The following is a 22,255-nucleotide window of genomic DNA, read 5'->3' on the forward strand; positions in this document are numbered from 1 at the left end:
AAAAAGGCCGCACACTGGTAAGCAGTGTACGGCCTTTTGCACTCTTTTCGCTACGGGTTGAGCAGAAAAAAGGAATTACGGTGCAAGTCGTTCTATTGACCAGCCCGAATCTGTACTCTCTGTCGGGGTGTAGAGAAAGCGATCATGTAATCTACTTTTCCTTCCCTGCCAGAATTCAATTTCTGTAGGCACCACACGGTATCCTCCCCAGAACGAGGGTAGCGGCACTTTGCCTTCACCTATCTTCGTCTTCATTTCCTGAAACTTCTGCAACAGGATCTGCCTGGAAGAAAGTTTATGGCTCTGACTTGACACCCAGGCTGCGATCTGACTTTCTTTAGGGCGCGTCATGAAATATTTGGCAGACTCAGCCGCCGAAATTTTCTCGGCAGTACCGTTAATCTGCACCTGACGCTCCAGCTCCAGCCAGACAAAAAGCAGACTTACCTTGGAATTCCCTGCAATTTCCCGCGATTTACGACTTTCGAAGTTGGTAAAAAACACATACCCTTTTTCATCGTAATATTTTAGCAGTACAGTACGTTGGCTCGGCTGGCCATTGGGACCAACTGTTGCCAATATCATTGCCGTAGGATCTGCTATATTAGTCTTTCGAGCCTGCTCAAACCATGAAGCAAACTGTTTTTGGGGATCTGGATCGAGCTCTTTACGAGTCAACCCACCTTTAAGATAATCCCTGCGAAACTGACTTAAATCCACGTATATCACCTAGTAAAATATGAACCTTTATTGCCGCATAAACCAACGGTAATATGGGAAGAGTATCAATCGGCAAGCTTTATGCCCTCAAGCTTCCAGTTTTCTGTGCCTACCGGTCTTGACCAGGTCCACTCTTCTGCAAACTTGACCGGTTCGGTCATGCTGCCTTCTACGAGGTCACCGGTAGTGTCACTCACCGTATAATCAAGCAGGTTAGCCGTAAAAAGTACAGTGACGAAATCTTCGCTACCGGTGTTTCCGGCATCAGAGATTTCAACCTTTCGTACCGCAATGGATTCAAGTTTATTAATTACACCTTTCTCACGCATCTCAGCAAAATGTCCCTCGTATTCTGAGGCAAGTTGCTCTCCGAGAAGATGACGATATGACTCAAGATCCCTTCTCATCCAGCCCGCCTGTACCTGAAAGAATACATCGGATGCGATTTCCTTGAAATAGTTAGGATCAAAATTTCTATCTGTGCTGCGAATCGCATCAAGACCTGCTTCCACACCCATAACAGAACCAGGCGTAGGTGACGGAGATGCCGCTGAAGCCTGTCCGAAGCCTCCGGGTTGCCCCTGTTGACCGCTGTATCCTCCAGGTCCCTGAGAGTAGCCCGGCTGATTTCCTCTCATCATCTTTCGATAGAGAAAATACCCGACACCACCAAGCAGCAAAATAGGCAGTATACCCATACCACTTCCACCAGCACCGAACATTGAACCAAAGAGCATTCCACCAATAGCACCACCCAACAGTCCACCTGCAAGGCCTTTACCAAAACTGCCACTCTTGGACTTTTGTGCAGTTTGCGTTGTCGCAGTGCCCGTTGTCGGAGCCGCTTTTGGTGCGGATCTAAAAGATTTTCCGCCAATTTTTGAACGGGCATCGGCATTTTCGGTTAATACTGTTCCGCCAGCAAGAAATAGGGCAACCAGCACAACCAGAATCGGGGTAAATTTCTGATACAGACTCATGATCCTCTCTTTTGTTATCATTTATGAAAAACTCTTTATATCTACTCAGGCGTATTTCCTGATATCCGCTTCAGTTAAAGTAATTTCAACATACCCGGGAAATGTATGTGCTCTCTCCCAAACAAATTGTTAGCCACACAGTAGTATACTCTTATATTTGGGCAAGCCTCTTTTTCCAGTTCAACACATACAGGCATAGATGAAATATCACGATCCGAAATTTCACCAAACGCAGAGTAGTATAAGTATGAAAAAGTAGAGAGCAAGGTTTGGAGAAAAATGGCGGTGATATATTGAGGTCGGATTTTCTGACTCTGGTCTATTTAGCAGGATGCATCACAACATCACACATGTATTTCAGGTTGCTCTGCTCTATTGAGGTCGGGATCTTGACCCGGCACCATCCAGCACCTGCCGGACGACTTGCGAAAGTAAGGTCATACTGAGAGGTTTCATCAGCACTTTGCAAATTCCTATCTGCTTTGCCTCATCCTCGCTGATTGCAGCGGAATATCCGGTGTAGAGTATTATTGGTATATCCGATCGTACTTCCATCACCTTGCGGGCCAACTCCAGGCCGGAAATAGTCGGCATTGTCTGATCTGTAATTATAAGGTCATACTCTCCAGCATTAGCCAGAAGCGTATCTGCGGCATCAACACTGCTGGTCATTATCTGTACTGTGTAACCAAGCCTTTTGAGCATCTCTCCAGCCATCTCGGCAAGCGTCTCTTCATCGTCGACAAACATGATACGCTCATTGCCCTGAGGCATCTCATAATCCGTTTTTTGCCGCGGAGATTCCGGAGCATCCTCCACACATGGAAAATACACATCAAATATCGTTCCCTTTCCGACCTGACTGTCTACAGTTACTACCCCTCCACTAGCACGAACAATACCATGTACCATCGCAAGTCCGAGACCGGTCCCCTCGCTCTTTTCCTTGGTTGTGTAATATGGTTCGAAAATACGCGCCATCATTTCAGGCTTAATCCCTGAACCTGTATCAGCTACGCTGAGCTTGAGGCATGTCCGGCCTCCAAGTTGGAATAATCTTGGGTCATTAGGGTCAGGTTCGACTTTTGTGTATTCAACGCGCAACACTCCACCATGCGCCTGCATCGCGTGTGATGCGTTGGTACATAAGTTGACCAGTACCTGATGGATTCTTCCGGGATCAGCCTTAATAAGACCAAGCTGCCCGGGGACAACTTGTTCGATGGTGATGGAAGAGGGTATACTAGCCCGTAAAAGCTTCAACGCTTCTTTGATAATCGGACAAATATCTATTGAACTAACTTTGGCCTCCTCGATCCTGCTAAAAGATAAAATCTGGCGAACAAGATCGCGCGCCCGCTGACTTGCTTTTTTAATCTGCTCAAGATTATTCTTTATCGATGGGGATAGTTCCTCAGAGAAAAGACTCAGATCGGTGTACCCTACAATTGCAGAAAGAATGTTATTGAAATCGTGTGCAACCCCTCCCGCTAAGGTACCAACCGCTTCAAGTTTCTGCGATTGAAGCATCATGTCTTCATTATGTTTCAACCCGGCGACCGCTCGTGCTGTCTGTAGCGCCTCAGATGCATACGAAGCCAGAATTGCACCGATCTCTCTGTCGTGTGGTGCAAAAGCAACTGATTTAGGATTATGCAGCGATAAAATAGCGAAGATATGATTATCGTGGTCGACGAATGGGAAAACAACACACGAATCACTTGAGTACCCCGGCCAACCACTCATTGGCCAGCCTTCTCTGTAAATGTTATCAATTACAAATGATTCGTTTGAGTAAAGAGCACGGGCGAACACTGTTCCCGGCTGCAATGGTAGTGCCAGAGAGTTAGCAGCATGCCCTGTATCCAGGCTGTGGATCAATTTCAACCGATTTTCAGAAACCTCATAGAAGGAACCGCCATTCGCATTCAACTGCCGGCCGAACTCCTCAAGAATCATCGCTCCGCTTTCATGTATTTCCTTGCAATCAAGAAACTTTTTAGCAGACTCGACAACCCCTTTCAGTCTCGAATTGAGAGTTCTGAGTTCTTCTGTTTTGCTGGCAACTTCAGCTTCGAGCCTGACCTGACAACTTTTATTTTCACAAATGAGTTTTGCCCGCTCCAACGCTTTTTCGATCGAATATCCCAGAATAGACATATCATCAATCGGTTTCTGGATGAAATCAATAGCACCCAGACGTAACGCTTCTACAACATCTTTAATCTCGCCGGCACCTGAAATAACGATGACAGGTAGTTCATCATTTGTTTTGCGGATTTCTGACAATACTTCCAGGCCACTGACTTCAGGCATACGCAGATCAAGCAGAATAAGGTCAATCCTCTCAGTTGCATATAGACGCAACCCGACCTCACCATTCTCTGCCTCAAGAACGACATACCCCTTATCCTCCAGATAAATCCGCAAGCTTCTCCGGAAAACAGGCTGGTCATCAATAGTCAGGATAACCTGCTGATGAGTTTGACTCATTTCATACTACTCCGACAGGCTATCATTTTCTGTAACTGCTCGTGTTGTCAACCGGACTTAGCCGCATATCTGGACGCCCCGAAAACTGAGGATGAGTAAAATACTATTTCTGTGACAATGTGTGTTTAAAGAAACCACTCTGAAGAACATCCATAATTAGTTCCCTTCCAAAAACTACCAGCTGGCTCAATATCATCGTTGTGTATTCAATTATTACCCTCAGGTAAGCGAGGAACGAAACTCCGAGATATCAATTATATGCCTGAGATAAAATCGAACACACACCTCAATCGTGAACCACCTGCTGACTTTTGGGATATAAACTAGTTAAGTATATCTTCCAGCCTGAATGATTGTCAAACTTCTTACTCTATTTCTATACCATCCCAAAGCACTGTCATTTCAATGATTGGGACTATTTATACAATCTCGTATCGTTGACGGGTCGTTCCCAGCCGTGTAGGCACAGTCAGTAATTGTCTTGCCCATTGAGCACACAACATGCTACCTATGGAGGCTGTTTTCAGTTCCTTACCTGATGATTAAAGTGGAACTGTCCCTCTAATATACAACCACGATTATCTATGACCGTACTTTTACTCCATCCACCACAGGCAAAACCTGCGGAACCACCGGCCGGCATCCCCCTTCTGGCAGGTACTCTCCGTGAAAACGGCGTCTCGTGCGCAGTATGTGATCTTAATCTTGAAGGGTTATATTATCTTCTTTCTTTAGATTCACAGGCTGAAGACACTTGGAGTAAGCGAGCGTTTAAAAATCGCCATCAGCAACTTCAAAACCTGCAATCCACAAAGACCTATACCAACCAGGACAAATACAAACGCGCAGTTGCCGACCTGAACCGGGTTATCGAAAATCGTGGAAAAGAAAGTGGAATATCGTTAAGTCTTGCCAACTATCAGGACACAGAACATTCCCCGCTAAAGAGCGTAGATCTGCTTCAGTGCGGGGCCGATTTTGAAAATAACCTCTTTTTTCCGCATTTCTCTACACGATTACACGCACTCATTACAAAGCATAATCCTCACTATATAGGTCTTTCCCTAAATTACCTGAGTCAGGCCCAAACGACGTTTGCCATAGCCGGTTTTATAAAAAAAGAGTTCCCTTCAATCAGTATCATCCTCGGTGGAGGACTTGTTACTACCTGGATGCAAAACCCGAACTGGGTCAATCCATTTGATAGATTGTTTGATCACATGGTCTGCGGCCCTGGTGAACACGCACTACTTGAAATTATTGGTATTGAGAATAGTGGAAAGCGCTGTCCGCCTGACTATAGAGATCTTAGAGATAGTGCCTACCTCGCCCCGGGCTGGATTCTTCCTTATGCAACCTCCATCGGCTGTTTCTGGCGTAAATGTTCATTTTGTCCGGAAACCAGTGAAAAAAATCCGTACATACCTGTTAAGGCCGAGACTGTGCTGTCAGAGATTCATGATCTGATCAAAAGAAACAGCCCGTCAATGGTTCATTTCCTCGATAATGCAATCAGCCCTGCCGTGTTGAAATCACTCACGCGCCAGCCGCTGAATGTACCTTGGTATGGCTTTGTCCGTTTCACATCTCAGTTAACCGATCCGGATTTCTGCAAACAGCTGCGCGACTCGGGCTGTGTCATGCTAAAACTCGGTCTCGAATCCGGCAGCCAGAAGGTGCTGGATCAGATGCGTAAAGGAATAGATCTGCAACTTGTCAGAAAAGCATTGCTGTCACTCCACCAGGCAGGGATCAGAACCTATGTTTATCTGCTGTTTGGAACACCTGCTGAAACACACGTAGAGGCACAACAAACACTACGATTTGTGGCCGATCATCACACGCAAATTACTTTCCTGAATCTTGCAATTTTCAACCTGCCCACATGCAGTGCTCAAACCAAAGAACTTGAAATACGCAATTTCTATGAAGGCGACCTTTCAATCTATACTGATTTTATACATCCTCACGGTTGGGGCCGAAAGGAGATACGACGTTTTCTGGATAGTGAGTTTAAACGTGAACCGGTGATTCACAGTATTATGCAAAATGACCCACTAATATTCACTTCCAACCACGCGCCGTTTTTCTGTAAACCATGAAGAGAGGTTGAGAGTGAGGAAAAAATCCAAATACCCCGGATTTGGCCATGCCACATCCGGGGTATTTTTATGATCTTTATTAACGACCAGACTCCTATGTGAACTGGAAATCAGTTAGGCGATAGCAACCAACTCCAGAGCAAAAGTAAGATCTTTACCAGCCAGTGGCGGATTAGCGTCAAGTGTAACTACTGTTTCGTTGATATCAATAATAGTCACCCTCATCACTTCGCCTTGTGCGCCACCAACCTCTAAATGCATACCGATCTCAGGATTAAGATCCGCTGGAACCTGAGCAAGAGGAACCTGAAGCACCAGTTCATTCTGAATATCGCCATATGCTTTTGCACATGGGATCTTTACTGTCTTTTTTTCTCCGACGGTCATACCGGTCAGCGCTTCATCAAAACCTACGATAACCTGGCCGCTGCCAATTTCGAACTCAAGAGGCTCATGTCCTTCAGAACTATCAAAGATTGAACCATCTTCGAGAGATCCTGTATAATGTACCTTAACCTTGTCACCATTTTTTGCCTGCTGCATTACAACTCCTCTTGCCGCTTTACGACAGTTTTTTATTCGTGGGCCAGTCGAGACATTCACCCGGCCATAATTATCATGTAGATTAAACTCGGCAGACATTATAGCACAGGCATCGAAATCTTCCCATAGACGAATTGACTACTCGGGGTTTCACAGGGAAACTACTTGAGGAAAAAAACAGCAAGGAAATGTAGTCTACAATCTACATCATCGGCTACCCGTGTGTTGCAGACGAGTGCACACCGCTCTGAAGATGAATGCTATCAGCATGACTTCTTGAGGGATAAAAATTATATACACTAAGTAAAATAAATAAAGGAATAGCTAGTTCCATCACTTCTTCAATTACCTGAGAATATGTTTCAGGCTCGATTAAAACCAAAGAAAAAAGCCATACGAGTGGCCCTGACATACTATCGATCATTTTGCTCATAACAATGAACACGAAAGCAGCACAGAGCGTGACAGCCCAGGGGTCTTTTCTTCGCCACGATCTCACAAAGGCTTCAAAATTCTTTATTAAAAACAGCCCTAAACTGACCAAAAGCACCAAAACTATTACTGTCACAATACATTTCTCAACTATCGGCACATCAGGACTGATGTAGAAACGAGTTTTAAATATACCCATCGTCGTAAAAATCTCATGAAAGTCCAACTCTCTCAAGCCAAGCATAAAAACAACAAGAGCGGCCAACATTCCCTGCCTGTGAACCTCACGCCAACTATCCATCAATAAAAGAATCGCTGCAGTAAAATATCCGGCCACGGTAATATTTTCGACTACACCATACTCTTCGACAATGTCTTCCATCATTTCAACTGGCAACAAGCAGATTGTCAGGGAAAGAATTATGACCCCTGCGACTATAACCCATACTGCTCGCAAAGGATGTGATATTGCACTAACCATAAAATTCTCCAACACAGACTATAGCTGAACACGTTCGTTTGTTTTGCAAAAGCCGACAGAAATCCTCATTTGATTAAACCTAAAGATTAAAACATTATGCTCGACCAACTCGGCCAGATTCACCAGTCAATGTATTGTTTTGGGAACAAAGCGGATTCGCTCACATTACTACCTCTTTCAGGCCAGTGCACTACAATCACACGATTTTTCACAACAGAATCCATTTCAGCTACATTATCAATGCCCTAGACGACCAATATCTTTTTTAAGAAAAAAGCAACACGAACCAGTACGCTGAGCCCCTGTATCTTCTACAGTTACCACGGCGTAGGATGTCCATCTTCGCTTTTCATTCGGCCAAGAATTGAGTAACTTCGTTGTAATTTCCCGGTAACGAATCAACCATCAGCACCTCTCTTGAATTCAACCGGATTTTCACATCCCTCCACTCCAATGTTGAGTTATGATACGTTTTCGACAGGCAAAAACTGAAGATCTCCAAATTGTTGTCTCAATCACATGCAATGCCATTGCTTACATGCAGGACAACGGGATCGACCAATGGGATGACCGATATCCGGACCAGACCATCCTCCTCAACGATATAAAAAAACAGGAAATGGTACTCGTCGAATGTGATGGGATAACTGTCGGTTTTCTTACGCTCAATAACAAACAGTCTCCCGAATATGCATCAGTTAACTGGAAGCAACGAGGCAGAATCATGGTTATCCATCGTCTTACCATTGAGCCGACTCACCAGGGAAAAGGGCTGGCCTTCAGAATGATGGATCATGCGGAAAATATGGCCAGACAATCCGGCACAGAAATCATACGGCTTGACGCCTACAGTCAAAATCCAGCTGCCAATAGTCTCTACGAAAAACGTGGTTATCACTACGCAGGTTCGGTCACTTTCCGTAAAGGGATTTTTTACTGCTATGAAAAACATCTCAATTCAGATGCCAGAATATAAACCTGAACGTTTTCATACATTTAAACACATTAAATTATTATACCCTCTCACATAATTTGATTTTCATACAGAAGTAATCTTCTGCTCTTAATAGGCAGATAATGTAGTTTAAACCAGTGGCGCCCTCAAAGCCTGACAAAGTCAAAGCCTATATAACTACGTGTAATTTTCGGGGTAGCAGTTATCTTGTGTGTGTTTTCCGGGCAACTCTATCGAAACAATGGTTCTTTTTGGATTTTTACCCTTTTTCTTTTGCAGTCACTGTAGTAATTTTTAAGGGTGATCAGTGATTTCGCCCTGCCGGGAAAAAGAAGCAGTTGCGTACGCAGTTTAATCCATATGTTTGAGATGCCGAAGAATCATGAATAAGACTAAGATTATTGCCACCCTTGGCCCCAACAGCCAGTCCGTCGATCAGCTTGTAGAATTCATTCAGGCGGGAATGAACGTTGCTCGTATCAACCTCTCACATGGCAACCGTGAAAGTCATTTGAAGTTGATTAACATGGTTAAAGGGGCGAGAACTAAAGCCGGCACCGACACCGCTATTCTCCTCGATACTCGCGGACCTGAAATGCGAATTCAGGAACTGGAAAAAGATATAGTCCTGCTCAAAGGTCAGGAAATTATTCTCGGACCAACTCCTGTAACCGATCCCACCAATCGTGTTGGCATCAATTACGCCCACTTTGCAGAAGATGTTGAGGTCGGCTGTAAAGTTCTCCTTGATGACGGAAAAATCCTGCTAAAAGTTATCCGCATCTCCGGTGATGAGGTCTATACAGAGGTACTGGTCGGCGGTAAGCTCAGCAGCAGAAAACGCGTTGCACTACCAGGCATGGTTGTTAACCTGCCATCACTCTCAGAAGAAGACGAAGCTGACATTATATTTGGTGTCGAACAGGGTGTCGATTTTATCGCCGCCTCATTTGTCCGGCAGGCTAATGATGTATGGGCCGTTAGGAAGGTTATAGAAAATTGCGGAGGTCGACAGGCAATTATCGCCAAGATTGAAAATCGCCAGGGTGTCGAAAATATAGATAAAATAATTAAGGCAGCTGAAGGTTTGATGGTTGCGCGCGGTGATCTTGGTGTAGAAATGCCGGCAGAAGAAGTTCCTGTTATTCAGAAAAAACTGATCAAAGCAGCAAATCTTGCAGGTAAACCGGTTATCACCGCCACCCAGATGCTTGAATCGATGATCAGCAACCCTACTCCGACAAGAGCTGAAGCCAGCGATGTAACCAACGCCATTTTTGACGGGACGGATGCGGTAATGTTGTCAGCAGAAACGGCGGTTGGCAGCAATCCGCTGGATGCTATCAGGTTCCTGACCCGATGCGCGCATATTTCTGAGAATTCACTCGACTACGAAGACATCCTTGCTGCCGGCCTTAGACACAGAAGAGCGGTTGTAACAGACGCAATATCCTATGCAAGTTGCGCCACCGCAGCTGATCTTGAAGCAGCAGCTATTATCGCCACAACAACCTCAGGCTCAACTGCACGTATGGTTGCCCGCTATCGCCCTAAAGCGCCGATTATTGCTGTAAGTCCGCATCAGGAAACCATTCGTCAACTACAATTAATACGCGGCGTAGAACCGCTTCTTAGCGCACCTGCCAGCAGCATGGACGAGCAGATTGACATGTCTATTCATGCTGCAACCCAGGCACAGCTTGTACACAACGGAGATCTTGTTGTTATTACAGCAGGTTTTCCAATACAAACAATAGGTACAACCAATATGCTGAAAGTCCACACCGTTGCAGACGTCTGCTTTACAGGTCAGGGAATCGGCACGCAGGTACTTGATGGTCATGTACGAGTTATTAACAGCGAAGAGGACTGGCAGGATCTTCCGCAGGACGTTATCGTTGTTATCACAGCTACCGATCACACAATGCTGGATAAACTGACCGGTGTACGGGGAATAATAGCAGAACAGCCAGGCCTGACCTCGCACGCAGCCATTATCGGGCGTGAACTTGAGATCCCTGTAATCTGTAACGTTACCAACGCGACCAAGCTATTCGAAAATGATCAGACCGTAACAATAGATGGCAATACCGGTCAAATTTGTTACGGAAGCCTTCGCGGTCAGTAAAAGCGATCACCTGATCTTACTGACGCACGAAGACGTAATTTACAAAAAACATAATATGCAATAAAGCCGTAAAGGTTAGTATAAACTCCCCTTTACGGCTTTATTGTTTTCGTATGTAAGAATTGTCGGCTCGCTGAAAAATTCAAACCGTTAATGTCCTATTTATCTGCCGACTCCTACATGTCAGCTTGGCTCTATTAGAAGAGTCTTCGTTACCAACTATCTAATGACTACATTTCTCATGATTGTAAGTAACGTTAATCTGACATAAATATTCAATAGTTCTATTTGTTCAGGTTGTAGTGTTTTTTACACCTTGCACCTAACTCCTAATGCCTCACCTGGTGTTGCTAAGGATTAGGTATAATAGACGTTTGACTATCAGAATAATGATGAGCCGAATTCTTCAAAAACAGTCTCTATCGGGATGGCAAAACCAATGCCTTCGGTATTCTGCAGTATCATTGTATTCACACCGTGAACATACCCCTTCTCATCAATAAGCGGCCCGCCACTATTACCCGGGTTAATCGCTGCATCTGTCTGGAGAAAAACCTTGCCGTCAGTATCGTCCCGACGGTATCCGGAAAACACCCCTGAAGTAACGGTATTTCTCAAACCTACCGGACTGCCGATAGTAAACACCTTGTCTCCCTGCCTGATTCTGTAATTTGCAGGCGGTCGCTTCAGATAACTAATGTCGTTTGAAAATAACGACATTAAGGCAAGGTCGTGATTGTCGCTCAACAGCAGATAATCAGCAACATGTGAGCTACCGTCAGCAAGAATGATCTTGATGTCTGATGGATCTACCCTCTCCTCCATGCGTGCAAGTCTGCGCTCTGCATCTTCCAGATTAGGGAGGACCTTGTTGAGTTCACGTTCACGCTCTTCTATAACTATATTCAACTGACTGCGTGTCGGACCTTTTGACAAAGAGCGCGCTCTAGCCCGTAAATCTCTCAGCTTCTCTTTTTCCAAATCGACAAGTTCCCGCGTAGACTCAACATTTCGTTTAAATTCAGCGAGTTCTTTTTGATCTATTTCAAGAACATGGCGATTAGTTACTATATAATTGTCATTAACAAAAAAGCCTGAACCGGTTCCCCAAGGAGTCTCAATTGAGACAGTTGCCTTGCGCGCCTGCTCAATTGAACTACCTCGTGCTGGTACTGTTGGCGTTGTGGGACTTTGAACCGATTGGACTGTCGATTTTGGTGGTGAGACTTTTCTCTCTTTTACTACACCTGGAGTGGTCTCTTGTACATTTGCAACAGGAGTAGGAGCAGGAGCAGTTACCGGTTTAACGAACCAATATGTGGCACCTGCAGTAATAGCAATAAGCACTAGTACCTGCAATGCGGTACTAATTCTCTTTGAACTGTTTTGGCGTTTGACTTCCTGGGCTTCCTGGCGCTCCTGCCTTTTTTTCTCATATTGTATATATTTAGCAAAAATAACGCCACAGGACTCACATTCAGTGCCGAGTATTTGCTCATAAGAACACTTCGGACACCGAATAACTCTTTTCACCATCATCGCCTCCGGTAAATTACTATTTGTTCAAACGTAAATCAAACGCGAATAATCTTCAAAATAGTGTACAATACAGATGTCAAACGTTAGTCACCTGACATTCCGATTGGTTGTTGAGTAGCTGACATTACGATAACAAACATACTGAATTACTTCAATATTGAGTTATTCATTACAATAATCATTTCTAACACTCAGACCATGTCAGTTATTCAAATAACACCCAATATCTCTATTTCTGAAAATGAAATAGAATTCTCAGCAATCCGGGCTCAAGGGTCAGGAGGGCAGAATGTCAATAAAGTATCAAGTGCTGTTCATCTGCGTTTTGACATAGCAGCGTCTTCTCTTCCACAGAATATTAAAGATAAATTACTTTCATATAGCGACAGCAGAATTACCACTGATGGTTGTCTGGTAATTAAAGCACAGCAGTTTCGTAGTCAGGAAAAAAATAAAGAAGATGGAATCACGCGTCTTGCAGAGGTAATTCGATCAGCAACAATTGTCAGAAAAAATCGCAAAGCGACCCGTCCGAGTAAAGCTTCGCGCACACGTCGTCTCGAAAGCAAAACCAAACGGGGACAAGTCAAATCGCTGAGAAAAAAGGTACGCTGATCATTAACAGTCACAATTGCCCACCTGTCACCCCCGCAGCTTTTTCACCGCAGCGGAAACAACCTCAAGTGTCCTGTCTATTTCTGAAGCAGTAGTCATCCTTCCGGTCGTGAAGCGAACAGTTCCTCTCGCCCATTGACGTGGGACTGCCATGGCTTCGAGCACATGTGATATCTGGACACAATCTGAATGACAGGCTGCACCGGCAGAAGCCGCAACCTCCGAACCTATTTCATCCAGTAGCCTATTGGCATCAATTCCATAAAACGAAACACTCGCGGTATTAGGAAGACGCTTTTCTCGATGACCGTTAAATCGTATATCATCCACTGAACGACGTAATCCTGACTCAAGACGATCACGCATAGTTCTCATGTGTGTGGCATTTTCCTCAAGATTTTTCTCTGCTACCGCGCATCCTGCCCCAAGTCCGACAATCTCCATCACATTTTCGGTGCCCCCCCGAATACCCCTCTCCTGCCCCGCACCATGACAGAAAATTTCGGGTTCAACAGATTGCCGAATATACAAAGCACCCACTCCCTTAGGTGCATAAATTTTATGCCCAGCGACAGAGAGCAGATCGATTCCAAGCTCATCGACTGACACAGGCACTTTCCCAAGAGATTGTGCGGCATCGGTATGAAGTAATATTTCTTTTTTTTTGACAAGACTTGATATTTCAGCGACGGGTTGAAGAGTTCCCACCTCATTATTGGCATGCATGATCGTTATCAGAATGGTTGAAGGTCGTATTGAGGACATCACATCATCCACGTTAACAACCCCATACTCTCCTACAGGTACATACGTCACATCAAAGCCATGCCTTTCGAGAAATCTGCACACCTCAATCACCGCTGGATGCTCGATCTGACTTGTAATAATATGATTCCCTCTTTCAAAGCGGGAACCAGCGATGCTTTTAATAGCATGATTATTAGACTCGGTACCGCCACTTGTAAAAATGACCTCTTCGGGTAAGCACTTTAGAATGCCAGCCACCTGATCTCTCGCCGTACTTACCGCCATCCGCGGTCGCCGCCCATACCAGTGTGAACTTGACGGGTTACCAAATTCGCCTTCGAAATATGGACGCATCGCCTCAATCACTTCAGGAGCGTGGGGTGTGGTTCCATTGTAGTCAAGATATATAGGTTTGTGCTCAGTCATCAGCATTCACTCTTAGCTCAATATCAGACGAAAGTTAACCATGGAGAAAAGTAATGTGGTCGGAGAGTATTGAAAAATCCACTCTGCCAACTCAATATCTGCATAGTGTAAGGCTTCAAAAAGACGTTCTGCATACGATCTAACAATATCACAAAAAGATAGTAGAGAAAAATTCTTAAATTGAGATTTACCTAATGAAACATTATCCTCCAGTAGATTCACATTTTCCTCGTAGTAACTGTCAGAGGGAATTACATAAATTCCTCGCCCGCACTGATAGTTGTGAACAACGTAATTTTTTCAGGATGCGATCGAACAGGAATTTCCAGGAATACTCATCAACTCGTACAAGGTACACGTGAAATTTCAACCGACAGATCTGGCGTAGTACACGATTGAAAATATTGCAGAAGAGACAGCGAAATCATCTGTCGAGACAGTTATAGCCTCATTAGACATACATCATCACTGATAAAGGCGGGAATATAGAAACTTATGATAGAAAGACGTTTGTATTTAGTAATTCCAATCAATCCCTCCAAGAATAATATCAGTTAACCGATATATTTTTTCGTCCCGAAAAACAAATTCGGTCAACCCTCTGAGGTTAAGGGTATCACCGGCTTTCATTTCTTCTGAAAGATCAATGGCAAGAACGCTTGTATAGAAAATTTCAACAAAAGCCTGGTCCTCTTTCTCATGAAATTCCATAACCGTCTGCTTTCTCGAAGAATACAGGTTTCTACTTTGTTCGGCTAATATGCGATACTCATTTTTCCCCTGAATATAGACCTTAACCTCACCATCAGTGACACTCTTGAATTCGATCTCCGGATGAAGCATTGAGAGCATCGCCTCGATGTCAAATCCGTTATATGCATGAATAAAATCAGATATAAAATCCTGTTTCTCCTCTGTATTCATATGTCGCCCTCCAATTTTTGGAGTATTCAACTCATGCTTTAGATAATCTTGAATAGCAGAAGGCATCATTCTGATCCTTTGGTGTTTTTTCCTAAGTATACCGGAACGTTGAATCTTCAAATCCAGACTGGCTTTGCAGGTATGAACCGTATTAGCTCATTTAATCTATTAAACGCCCCAGCACAGTCGAATTGAGCAGGTACACTTTAGTAATAACTGCTTTTTTTAGTTATACATTCACACTACTTTCGTTAAAAGCTTTACGATCCGCACCGCAGATAGGGCAACAGTCCGGCAAACTCCCACTACTTACAAATCCACAAAACTGACAGACATAATAGTTCTGCCCATCTTCAATCTTGATTTCATTATTTTCAGACAAATAAAATGCCTTATTACGACGCTCTACAGAGCGTAACTGTGACAAAACCTGAATCATCGGTGTATCGTCTTCCTGAGCGGCACTAATGAGATCTTCCGACAACCTCTCAATGATTTGTTCAATTTCTTTATCGAAAAGCGTTTGAATATACCTATCAGTCATATCCACCTTACCTCTAAGAGAGTTAAACAATCTGCGAGCTTGTACAGATTCGGATTCTCCGATGACCCGTAATAAACGGCTGATTTCTATATGTTCTGATAGTGCTGCCCGCCTGGCATAGATGTTCTTTCTAGCCGAAGCAAGTGAGAGTAAGGCAAATGTTGTGATCAGTTTGTCCCTGAGAGATTCCACTGAGGCTCACCTTCTGCCCATCTGAATGAATATTTGCCGAAGACTCTTATCGACCAGTCAGGTTACCTATCTGCTCATTATCCGCTATATTGCTCGATATCTGAGCTGTCCGTTTTCCAGGCAGGCAGTGCATAAAAGACACCTATATCAATCGATGCTACCGGCTATTTCTTTACACAGACACTGGTTAAATACTTTTCTGATGATTTCAGATACTTTTATCACAAGTGGCTTTTCTGGCAGTCTGTATACGTCTGGACTACCAAGTCATGCACCTGCTTCTTTTGAGACTCCAACACTTTTACCGAACACCAATGTTTCACTACTGCTTTTGATTATACACTATTTCCTATGCCAGTTATAAGGAGTATCATTCGGCAACCATACAATTGGCGAAATTAATAGACTCTGCAGCTTACGCTACTTCCAGGAGAACCACATAAAGTTCTGATTTCAGGATTCTTACATCAACAGATAAAGAATAATTCTCAGGCGTAATAGAATAAAAACCATCTGTAAAACGGTACGTATTTCCTCTGCCTATACGCGTATGATCATCTCGACAGAGTCAACTATATACGGCATCAATTCTGTTTCACTCTGTTTTCATCAAGAACATTTCCATGTTAGGATTTTGATTGCAAGCATAATTTTCACTCAACCAAAGAAATTATATTCAGAATAGCTGAATGTTACAGCATATACTCTACAAGCTTGATACCTTTAGCCTTTACTTATCAATACATTCAGGCGATCACTGGTGAATATGCCAATAAACATGCGACACTACGTGATAACAACTCAATGAACCATTACTTCCGCTCAATTCACATCATAAAAATGATATATTTATAGAGCAGGAGAACGTAACGAAAATTATTTTCAGATCAGACAAATTGCTTTAACGGGATTAATACAGATATGAGCTGCGCGTCTATTCATATCAGGCAATAGCACTAAACTGAGCGCAACAGCATGACATCATAACCATAAAATGAAGGTTCAGCATTGTATTGTGATGCGATATGGTAAAATGTTTCTTTTGAGAAAAAGCAGACATGGGTCAAATCACGTATATAGTGCCAGTTTGCAAATGCCTGCCGATTTTTCACCAGTTTTGTCATTATCCCCAGCCAACCACCGGTTTTCAGCATGCTAAAGATCTGATCCAGCTCGCTGCCCGGACTATAGAGATGTTCTACCACTTCGGTTGCACATATAAAATCGTACTGCTTCGTAAATACAGAGCGATCATTATAATAGACTGGATCATAGACATCCATTTCACAACCAGCTTCCTGGAGCATAAGAGAAAGCGTCGGTCCCGGCCCGCAACCAAAATCAAGCCCCGTGCTTCCTGATGTCAGCCGTTCAAGCAGCGGGATACTCAGGCGTGATAAAAAATCACGGTACCCTTGGTCATCCGGGTCGTTACGATGCAGATCATAGACAGCTTTCTCCTCTTCTAGAGACAACCTGAATTTTTCTGGAACAAAAACCAGTTTACAATTCTCACACTGGTAATACTCTCTTACCGAATCTGTATGATAGTGTTGGATGACGTTTTGGGCACATAGGGGGCAATTCATAGATTCACAATTCTTGGCAAGTTACAGTTTTCGCATAAAAAGGACTTTCGGCTGCCCTTCGCTGAGATAATTGTGGGTTACAGGAATTTCAGCCACAATATCATCTCCATCTTCAATCGAAAAACCCATAGATGCATGAAACGCTATGGATAAGGTATTTACAGGAGATGTACATGAACGCACGATTGACCTTGAGTTTGCCCTGCAGACATCAAAAAACTCAGCATACAAAGACCGACCAACTCCTATTTCACGAAACTCTGGATGCACACCGGCCAACTGAATATAGCCTTCATCGCTGTAGGTCTGTGATAAAAAACCTAAAAGGAATCCTGCTAATTTGCCATTATCCTCAGCGATAAAGCATGTTTCCCGAAAATGGTAGAAAAATATTTTCAAGACGCCACTGCTAAGATCACGGCCTCCCCACCATTCTTTGACGACCTTAACAATACGCTGATGATCTTCTGGAACTGGTTGTCGGATCTGCATAATCTTTTACGCAGTAGCAGTTGAATTGAGCAGCATATCCCATATAATCAGCTTCCAGGTAATGCAGCAGATAACAGGAAAAAGTGGTGATCCTTGCAAGTATTATCGTAGCATCCTACTCATTTCCACATGCATTGAAGTAGTTTCATACACTTTGAAGCCGAGCCGTTTATAAAGAAATTCAGCGGGATTGCCCTTTACAACTTTAAGGGTTATCAACTTACATGATTTCTCAGATTGATCAATAATGGTGCGAATAAGAGCGGTACCTATCCCAAGATTTCGATACTTTTTATCAAGCTGTATTTCGGCGAGATAGATTTCATCGTGTTGATAGACTAGCTTTATGAATCCGGCCAATACTCTGCCAATCTCTATCACCTGAGTAGTATCCGGATCAAAATTGGTACGAAAATATGAGGATCCCACTGACAGTGCTTCTCAACGTGGTTTTTCATGTTTTGGCAATACAGGGTATCAAGAACGTCAAGATCCTGCTGATCCGCCTTTCTGGTAATACAACCTACCACTTCTCAGTCCTAACACCTCTCGCCTCACCGAATCCTAAGACAAATCAGATGACCGATATCTGACAGTACTCAACTTATCGTATCCAGGAATAGCTCTCCGGCCATTCCTCTTCATCCTGGTATTTTGAGCTAAACTGTCTCGTGCTGGTGATTACTTTACTGGTACAATTCAAGGTGCAATGAATGAAGTGCGGTGTTACGTCTTTCCAGCTTGAACGTTTATTCTTTTGGCCTAATTGTCTCTGGGTTTTGAAATCAATATTAAGTTCAACACATTCTAGTCTCCCAGGATCCAGATTATGATCATCAAGATCTCTTATCATCCAATCCCTTAAACGATCTACAATTCCGAGAGGGTCTATGGCATTTCCATCATGAAAGCATTCTTCAGTGAGCATATCAATTCGCAGGGTACCCTTCTCCATTTCCGCCAACCGCTTATAATCAAACATTAACTCCCAACCGCAGAACATTTGTCCAAGATTTTGTGCATGATGCTTAAGACGTTTAACACTCATATATCAGTCCCCCTGCTGCGATTTCCAAACCTCAATTACCGAGAGATAACTGAAATTCTTTAACCCTGATTCTCATCTCCATTCTTTTCAGTCCAGAAAAACATAAGGTAAACATGGTTTCCAACCTGCCACACACGTCCTTAATGATAGATATATTCCCCATCACCTCAGTTTCACTTACACTGATATATACCATCAAGTTATACAGCCCCATAATGGTTTTCTATTAGCCCACCTCATGAAAATCACCATTATATTGTCAGGTTAAAACCATATTTATTCCGTAAAATAGGGTGGTTGTTAAAATTCTCAACGACCTGGACCTGAGAACAAACCAGATTGCAAAAAAAATGAAAATTTTCTTTACCTGCCATATCGGTAATTCTCAACTACGAGGCTCCTCTAGACCTTTAAGAGAAACCACAGTTTCTAATCAGTACTGCCCTCATGGTATTTTTCTGAATTTCAGGAGAGGACACAGCAGAGAGGCTAAATCGATTAGCCTTAACCACTTGAACAACTTATCAAAAAAACACAAACCCTGTTTATCACCCAAACCATCAAATCAACTTTTCAAGAATAGAGACAGTGTGCTCAACACCATTTTCATGACGTAATTTCTCGCCGATATCTTCCGCAGCTACATGCATCTGCCTGTTTTGAGTCAACTGATTTAACGACTGCACCAGATTTTCTACCCGAATATTCCGTTGTGGAATTGGTAGAGGACCGGCACCAAGCTCATAAACCGTATTAGCCCAGAAAGATTGATCTCCCATAAATGGGCAGATCAGTGACGGTTTCCCAGCCAGTAAAGCTGCAGCAGTTGTTCCTGCACCTCCATGATGAATAACCCCAGCGATTCGTGGAAACAACCATCCATGCGGAATAGTATCAACATGTAAAATACTCTTGGGCAACTTTGTAATTACAAGTCCACCCCAACCGGTTGCAAGTATCCCACGAAGATTTGCTCTCTGCAGTGCTTCGATGACTATTTCGGTACGCTTTTTTACATTTTTTCCGGTCATGCTGCCAAAACCGATATAAACAGGTGGATCTCCAGTGTCCAGAAAATCCTTCAACTCTCGTGGAGCAGACCATTTTGTCTCCTGATCCAAAATCCAATAACCGCATATTTCTGCCTCGGCAGGCCAGTCTGAAGGTTTTGAAACTACATGTGAACTAAAACCGTGTAATATAGCCTTTGGCCCGAACTCCGATGTGAAATCAAGAAAAGATAGAGACTTCTGGCCTGCTAATCCAAGAACATCATGGCGAAAATCATTTACCAGCCCACGATATGACCAATACCCCAGCTTTACCAGAGTATAACTGAGCCTGTTTAGCCAACCACCCATTCGCCAATCAGGGAGACCAGGGACGGCAAAATCAGCAGTTGGGACAATCATCGGTTGTAAACATCCCATTACTGATGGAATGCCCATTTTTTCAGCAATAGAAACTGCGGCAAGAGCTTTGGGATGATAGAAAATCAGATCTGGCTGAACGTTGTTCGCTACCGCCCATGAGTCCTGCATCATTTTCCAGTTTGAAGGATGTGTCTGTTTCATCAAGCGAGATATCGTTCCGAACGATCTGACAACACCGGACACTCCTTTAATCGTTTCACGGCCTGCATCTGTTTCAAACATCTGTAACAGTTCGTCTGTCATATAGCCATACGCCAGGCCATGCTCTTCAATGAGCAATTTAAAACGACAGGCTGTGCAGATTGTAACATCATGCCCGGCGTTTATAAGCCCCTTACCTAGAGCAATGTACGGAAGAACGTCACCAAGTGACCCAAAAGTAAGTATAAGAATTTTCATGTAACTCTATTATGTTGTCATCCTCAAACGCAGTATGTTGCTCAAGATCAAGCAGTGAGACAGGTTTTTCTGTTGATATAATTGATATTTTAAGATGAAAGCTTAGGTCGTAATTCGTATATCCTTCGCCTTTACCGCCTGTATTACTGGACCAAAACTTCGTATATGCGAAAGGGTTTCATTATGATGGAGACGAATAACAGATGCGGTAGCATGCTCCTTATCGTGAGTGGTGTGAGCATCAGCAGCAAGTTGCACAGAATACCCTAATGCCGCACTACGCCGAACAGTGGTATCGACACAAAATTCAGTGGCATATCCACAAACAATTACATCGCTGACTTTGAGAGACTGTAATAATTCATCAAGCCCGGTTTTCTGAAAAGAATCAGGTGTGCTCTTACGTACAATGTAATCAGATTGTTTTGCAATCAACCCAGGTACCAATTCCCACCCTTGGCTTCCATGCTCAAGAATCCCCTGAGCCTGCTCATGCTGGATGAAGATAACAGGAACACCTTCTTTTCTCGCACGTTCACTCAACTCATTAATGCGAGAAATCACCTCATCCGCCTCAAATGGTCTCGGGACAACATCAAATAGCCCGCATTGCACATCTATAATTACTATTGCAGAACCCATTCCTATTCCTTTTTGCTAGTCAAAATGGCAACTTTTCATTTAAAATAAATTAATTTAAAAAAAAGCTAAGTCTTCAAATAAACTGTTTTTTCTTAATGGTCATTTTCTAAACCTATTAATAGTCATGTGAATTCAGGTAATTTAACACATGCAATCCAATATCATCATACGGATAAAGTCATTTTATTTTGTTTCCATCCGAAAAATCGTCATTTTGTTCAAGATCAAGGCGCGTGTCAATACTGACACATGCAATTGGATATAAAAAGTCCTGTACCTTTCCTCAACTGTTTGCGACCATATAGCTGCGTAGCATCTTCTCAATCTATTCTTGTCAGAATAAGCATCCGATGCTGAACATAATTTTCGCCAATATTCATCCTGACAACCAAATACGGTCATTATTTGAGGTAATTAATGCTCAAAGGAATTCATCATGCCGCAATTATCTGCTCGAATTATGAGAAGACCAAATTTTTCTACGTTTCTATATTAGGGCTGGAAATTGCCGCAGAAAATTATAGAGACAGCAGAGATTCGTATAAACTCGACCTCAAACTTCCTGATGGCAGCCAGATTGAGATTTTTTCGTTTCCGGATCGGCCAGCAAGACCCAGCTATCCTGAAGCACGGGGACTTCGCCATTTGGCCTTTAGTGTTGCGTCAATTAAAACGTTTGTCACTTACCTGGAATCTGCGGGCATAGACGTTGAGCCTATCCGCATAGATGAGTACACAGGAAAAAAATATACGTTTTTTAAGGATCCTGATGACCTCCCACTCGAATTGTATGAGCAATAAACAAGATACTCTATCAGTATTTCACTCATC

The 22,255-nt window shown here is 43.3% G+C and carries 20 protein-coding genes; 5 read left to right on the plus strand and 15 right to left on the minus strand.

Features of this window, described 5'->3' with window-relative positions; all coding sequences use genetic code 11:
- Positions 1-75 precede the first annotated feature (75 nt).
- The 3 genes from pdxH to FCL46_RS17840 form a co-directional block, all read right to left on the minus strand.
- Entirely contained in the window at positions 76-720 is a 645-nt protein-coding gene (gene pdxH / locus FCL46_RS17830) for a pyridoxamine 5'-phosphate oxidase (RefSeq protein WP_136810485.1), read from the minus strand.
- A gap of 65 nt (positions 721-785) precedes the next feature.
- Positions 786-1,700, minus strand: coding sequence for a Tim44 domain-containing protein (locus FCL46_RS17835; protein WP_136810486.1), 915 nt, complete (start codon positions 1,698-1,700; stop codon positions 786-788).
- A gap of 372 nt (positions 1,701-2,072) precedes the next feature.
- Positions 2,073-4,193: a response regulator gene (locus tag FCL46_RS17840; protein ID WP_136810487.1), complete on the minus strand. Its 2,121-nt coding sequence runs from the start codon at positions 4,191-4,193 to the stop codon at positions 2,073-2,075.
- A 584-nt stretch (positions 4,194-4,777) separates the two neighbouring features.
- Between FCL46_RS17840 and FCL46_RS17845 the strand changes: the two genes are divergently transcribed.
- Positions 4,778-6,295 carry a B12-binding domain-containing radical SAM protein gene (locus FCL46_RS17845; RefSeq protein WP_136810488.1) on the plus strand — a complete coding sequence of 506 codons (1,518 nt, stop codon included), beginning with the start codon at positions 4,778-4,780 and terminating at the stop codon, positions 6,293-6,295.
- Between the two features lie 114 nt (positions 6,296-6,409).
- Here the strand turns inward: FCL46_RS17845 and FCL46_RS17850 are convergent, their stop codons facing one another.
- Both FCL46_RS17850 and FCL46_RS17855 read right to left on the minus strand, forming a co-directional pair.
- Entirely contained in the window at positions 6,410-6,838 is a 429-nt protein-coding gene (locus FCL46_RS17850; RefSeq protein ID WP_136810489.1) for an FKBP-type peptidyl-prolyl cis-trans isomerase, read from the minus strand.
- 214 nt (positions 6,839-7,052) lie between these two features.
- Positions 7,053-7,751, minus strand: coding sequence for a hypothetical protein (locus tag FCL46_RS17855; protein ID WP_136810490.1), 699 nt, complete (start codon positions 7,749-7,751; stop codon positions 7,053-7,055).
- A gap of 463 nt (positions 7,752-8,214) precedes the next feature.
- On the opposite strand from FCL46_RS17855, the gene FCL46_RS17860 reads away from it, so the two are divergent.
- Positions 8,215-8,727 carry a GNAT family N-acetyltransferase gene (locus FCL46_RS17860; RefSeq protein WP_136810491.1) on the plus strand — a complete coding sequence of 171 codons (513 nt, stop codon included), beginning with the start codon at positions 8,215-8,217 and terminating at the stop codon, positions 8,725-8,727.
- Positions 8,728-9,088: 361 nt separating this feature from the next.
- The gene (pyk, locus tag FCL46_RS17865; RefSeq protein ID WP_136810492.1) at positions 9,089-10,834 is read left to right on the plus strand and encodes a pyruvate kinase; all 1,746 of its coding nucleotides are present in this window, start codon (positions 9,089-9,091) and stop codon (positions 10,832-10,834) included.
- A 381-nt stretch (positions 10,835-11,215) separates the two neighbouring features.
- On the opposite strand, the gene FCL46_RS17870 is transcribed toward pyk, so the two are convergent.
- On the minus strand, positions 11,216-12,373 hold the full coding sequence (locus tag FCL46_RS17870; protein ID WP_136810493.1) for a trypsin-like peptidase domain-containing protein: 1,158 nt from the start codon (positions 12,371-12,373) through the stop codon (positions 11,216-11,218).
- Between the two features lie 198 nt (positions 12,374-12,571).
- On the opposite strand from FCL46_RS17870, the gene arfB reads away from it, so the two are divergent.
- A complete protein-coding gene (arfB, locus tag FCL46_RS17875) occupies positions 12,572-12,988 on the plus strand; it encodes an alternative ribosome rescue aminoacyl-tRNA hydrolase ArfB (protein ID WP_136810494.1) in 417 nt (138 codons plus the stop codon).
- Positions 12,989-13,015: 27 nt separating this feature from the next.
- On the opposite strand, the gene FCL46_RS17880 is transcribed toward arfB, so the two are convergent.
- The 9 genes from FCL46_RS17880 to FCL46_RS17920 form a co-directional block, all read right to left on the minus strand.
- Positions 13,016-14,161 carry a cysteine desulfurase family protein gene (locus FCL46_RS17880; protein WP_136810495.1) on the minus strand — a complete coding sequence of 382 codons (1,146 nt, stop codon included), beginning with the start codon at positions 14,159-14,161 and terminating at the stop codon, positions 13,016-13,018.
- A 516-nt stretch (positions 14,162-14,677) separates the two neighbouring features.
- Complete coding sequence (locus tag FCL46_RS17885; protein WP_167506087.1) at positions 14,678-15,085, minus strand: nuclear transport factor 2 family protein; 408 nt, start codon at positions 15,083-15,085, stop codon at positions 14,678-14,680.
- A 229-nt stretch (positions 15,086-15,314) separates the two neighbouring features.
- On the minus strand, positions 15,315-15,821 hold the full coding sequence (locus FCL46_RS17890; RefSeq protein WP_136810497.1) for a rubredoxin-like domain-containing protein: 507 nt from the start codon (positions 15,819-15,821) through the stop codon (positions 15,315-15,317).
- Positions 15,822-16,777: 956 nt separating this feature from the next.
- The gene (locus FCL46_RS17895) at positions 16,778-17,410 is read right to left on the minus strand and encodes a class I SAM-dependent methyltransferase (RefSeq protein WP_136810498.1); all 633 of its coding nucleotides are present in this window, start codon (positions 17,408-17,410) and stop codon (positions 16,778-16,780) included.
- A 21-nt stretch (positions 17,411-17,431) separates the two neighbouring features.
- Entirely contained in the window at positions 17,432-17,902 is a 471-nt protein-coding gene (locus tag FCL46_RS17900) for a GNAT family N-acetyltransferase (protein WP_136810499.1), read from the minus strand.
- A gap of 102 nt (positions 17,903-18,004) precedes the next feature.
- Positions 18,005-18,331 carry a GNAT family N-acetyltransferase gene (locus FCL46_RS17905; RefSeq protein WP_167506088.1) on the minus strand — a complete coding sequence of 109 codons (327 nt, stop codon included), beginning with the start codon at positions 18,329-18,331 and terminating at the stop codon, positions 18,005-18,007.
- 175 nt (positions 18,332-18,506) lie between these two features.
- A complete protein-coding gene (locus FCL46_RS17910; protein ID WP_136810501.1) occupies positions 18,507-18,950 on the minus strand; it encodes a hypothetical protein in 444 nt (147 codons plus the stop codon).
- A 560-nt stretch (positions 18,951-19,510) separates the two neighbouring features.
- Positions 19,511-20,782: a glycosyltransferase gene (locus FCL46_RS17915; RefSeq protein ID WP_136810502.1), complete on the minus strand. Its 1,272-nt coding sequence runs from the start codon at positions 20,780-20,782 to the stop codon at positions 19,511-19,513.
- Positions 20,783-20,884: 102 nt separating this feature from the next.
- Positions 20,885-21,424: a cysteine hydrolase family protein gene (locus FCL46_RS17920; protein WP_136810503.1), complete on the minus strand. Its 540-nt coding sequence runs from the start codon at positions 21,422-21,424 to the stop codon at positions 20,885-20,887.
- Between the two features lie 417 nt (positions 21,425-21,841).
- On the opposite strand from FCL46_RS17920, the gene gloA2 reads away from it, so the two are divergent.
- Positions 21,842-22,225, plus strand: coding sequence for an SMU1112c/YaeR family gloxylase I-like metalloprotein (gene gloA2 / locus FCL46_RS17925; RefSeq protein ID WP_136810504.1), 384 nt, complete (start codon positions 21,842-21,844; stop codon positions 22,223-22,225).
- The last annotated feature ends 30 nt before the right edge of the window (positions 22,226-22,255 follow it).

It is taken from the genome of Desulfosediminicola flagellatus, from assembly GCF_005116655.2.
Taxonomy (GTDB): Bacteria; Desulfobacterota; Desulfobulbia; order Desulfobulbales; family Desulfocapsaceae; genus Desulfopila; species Desulfopila flagellata.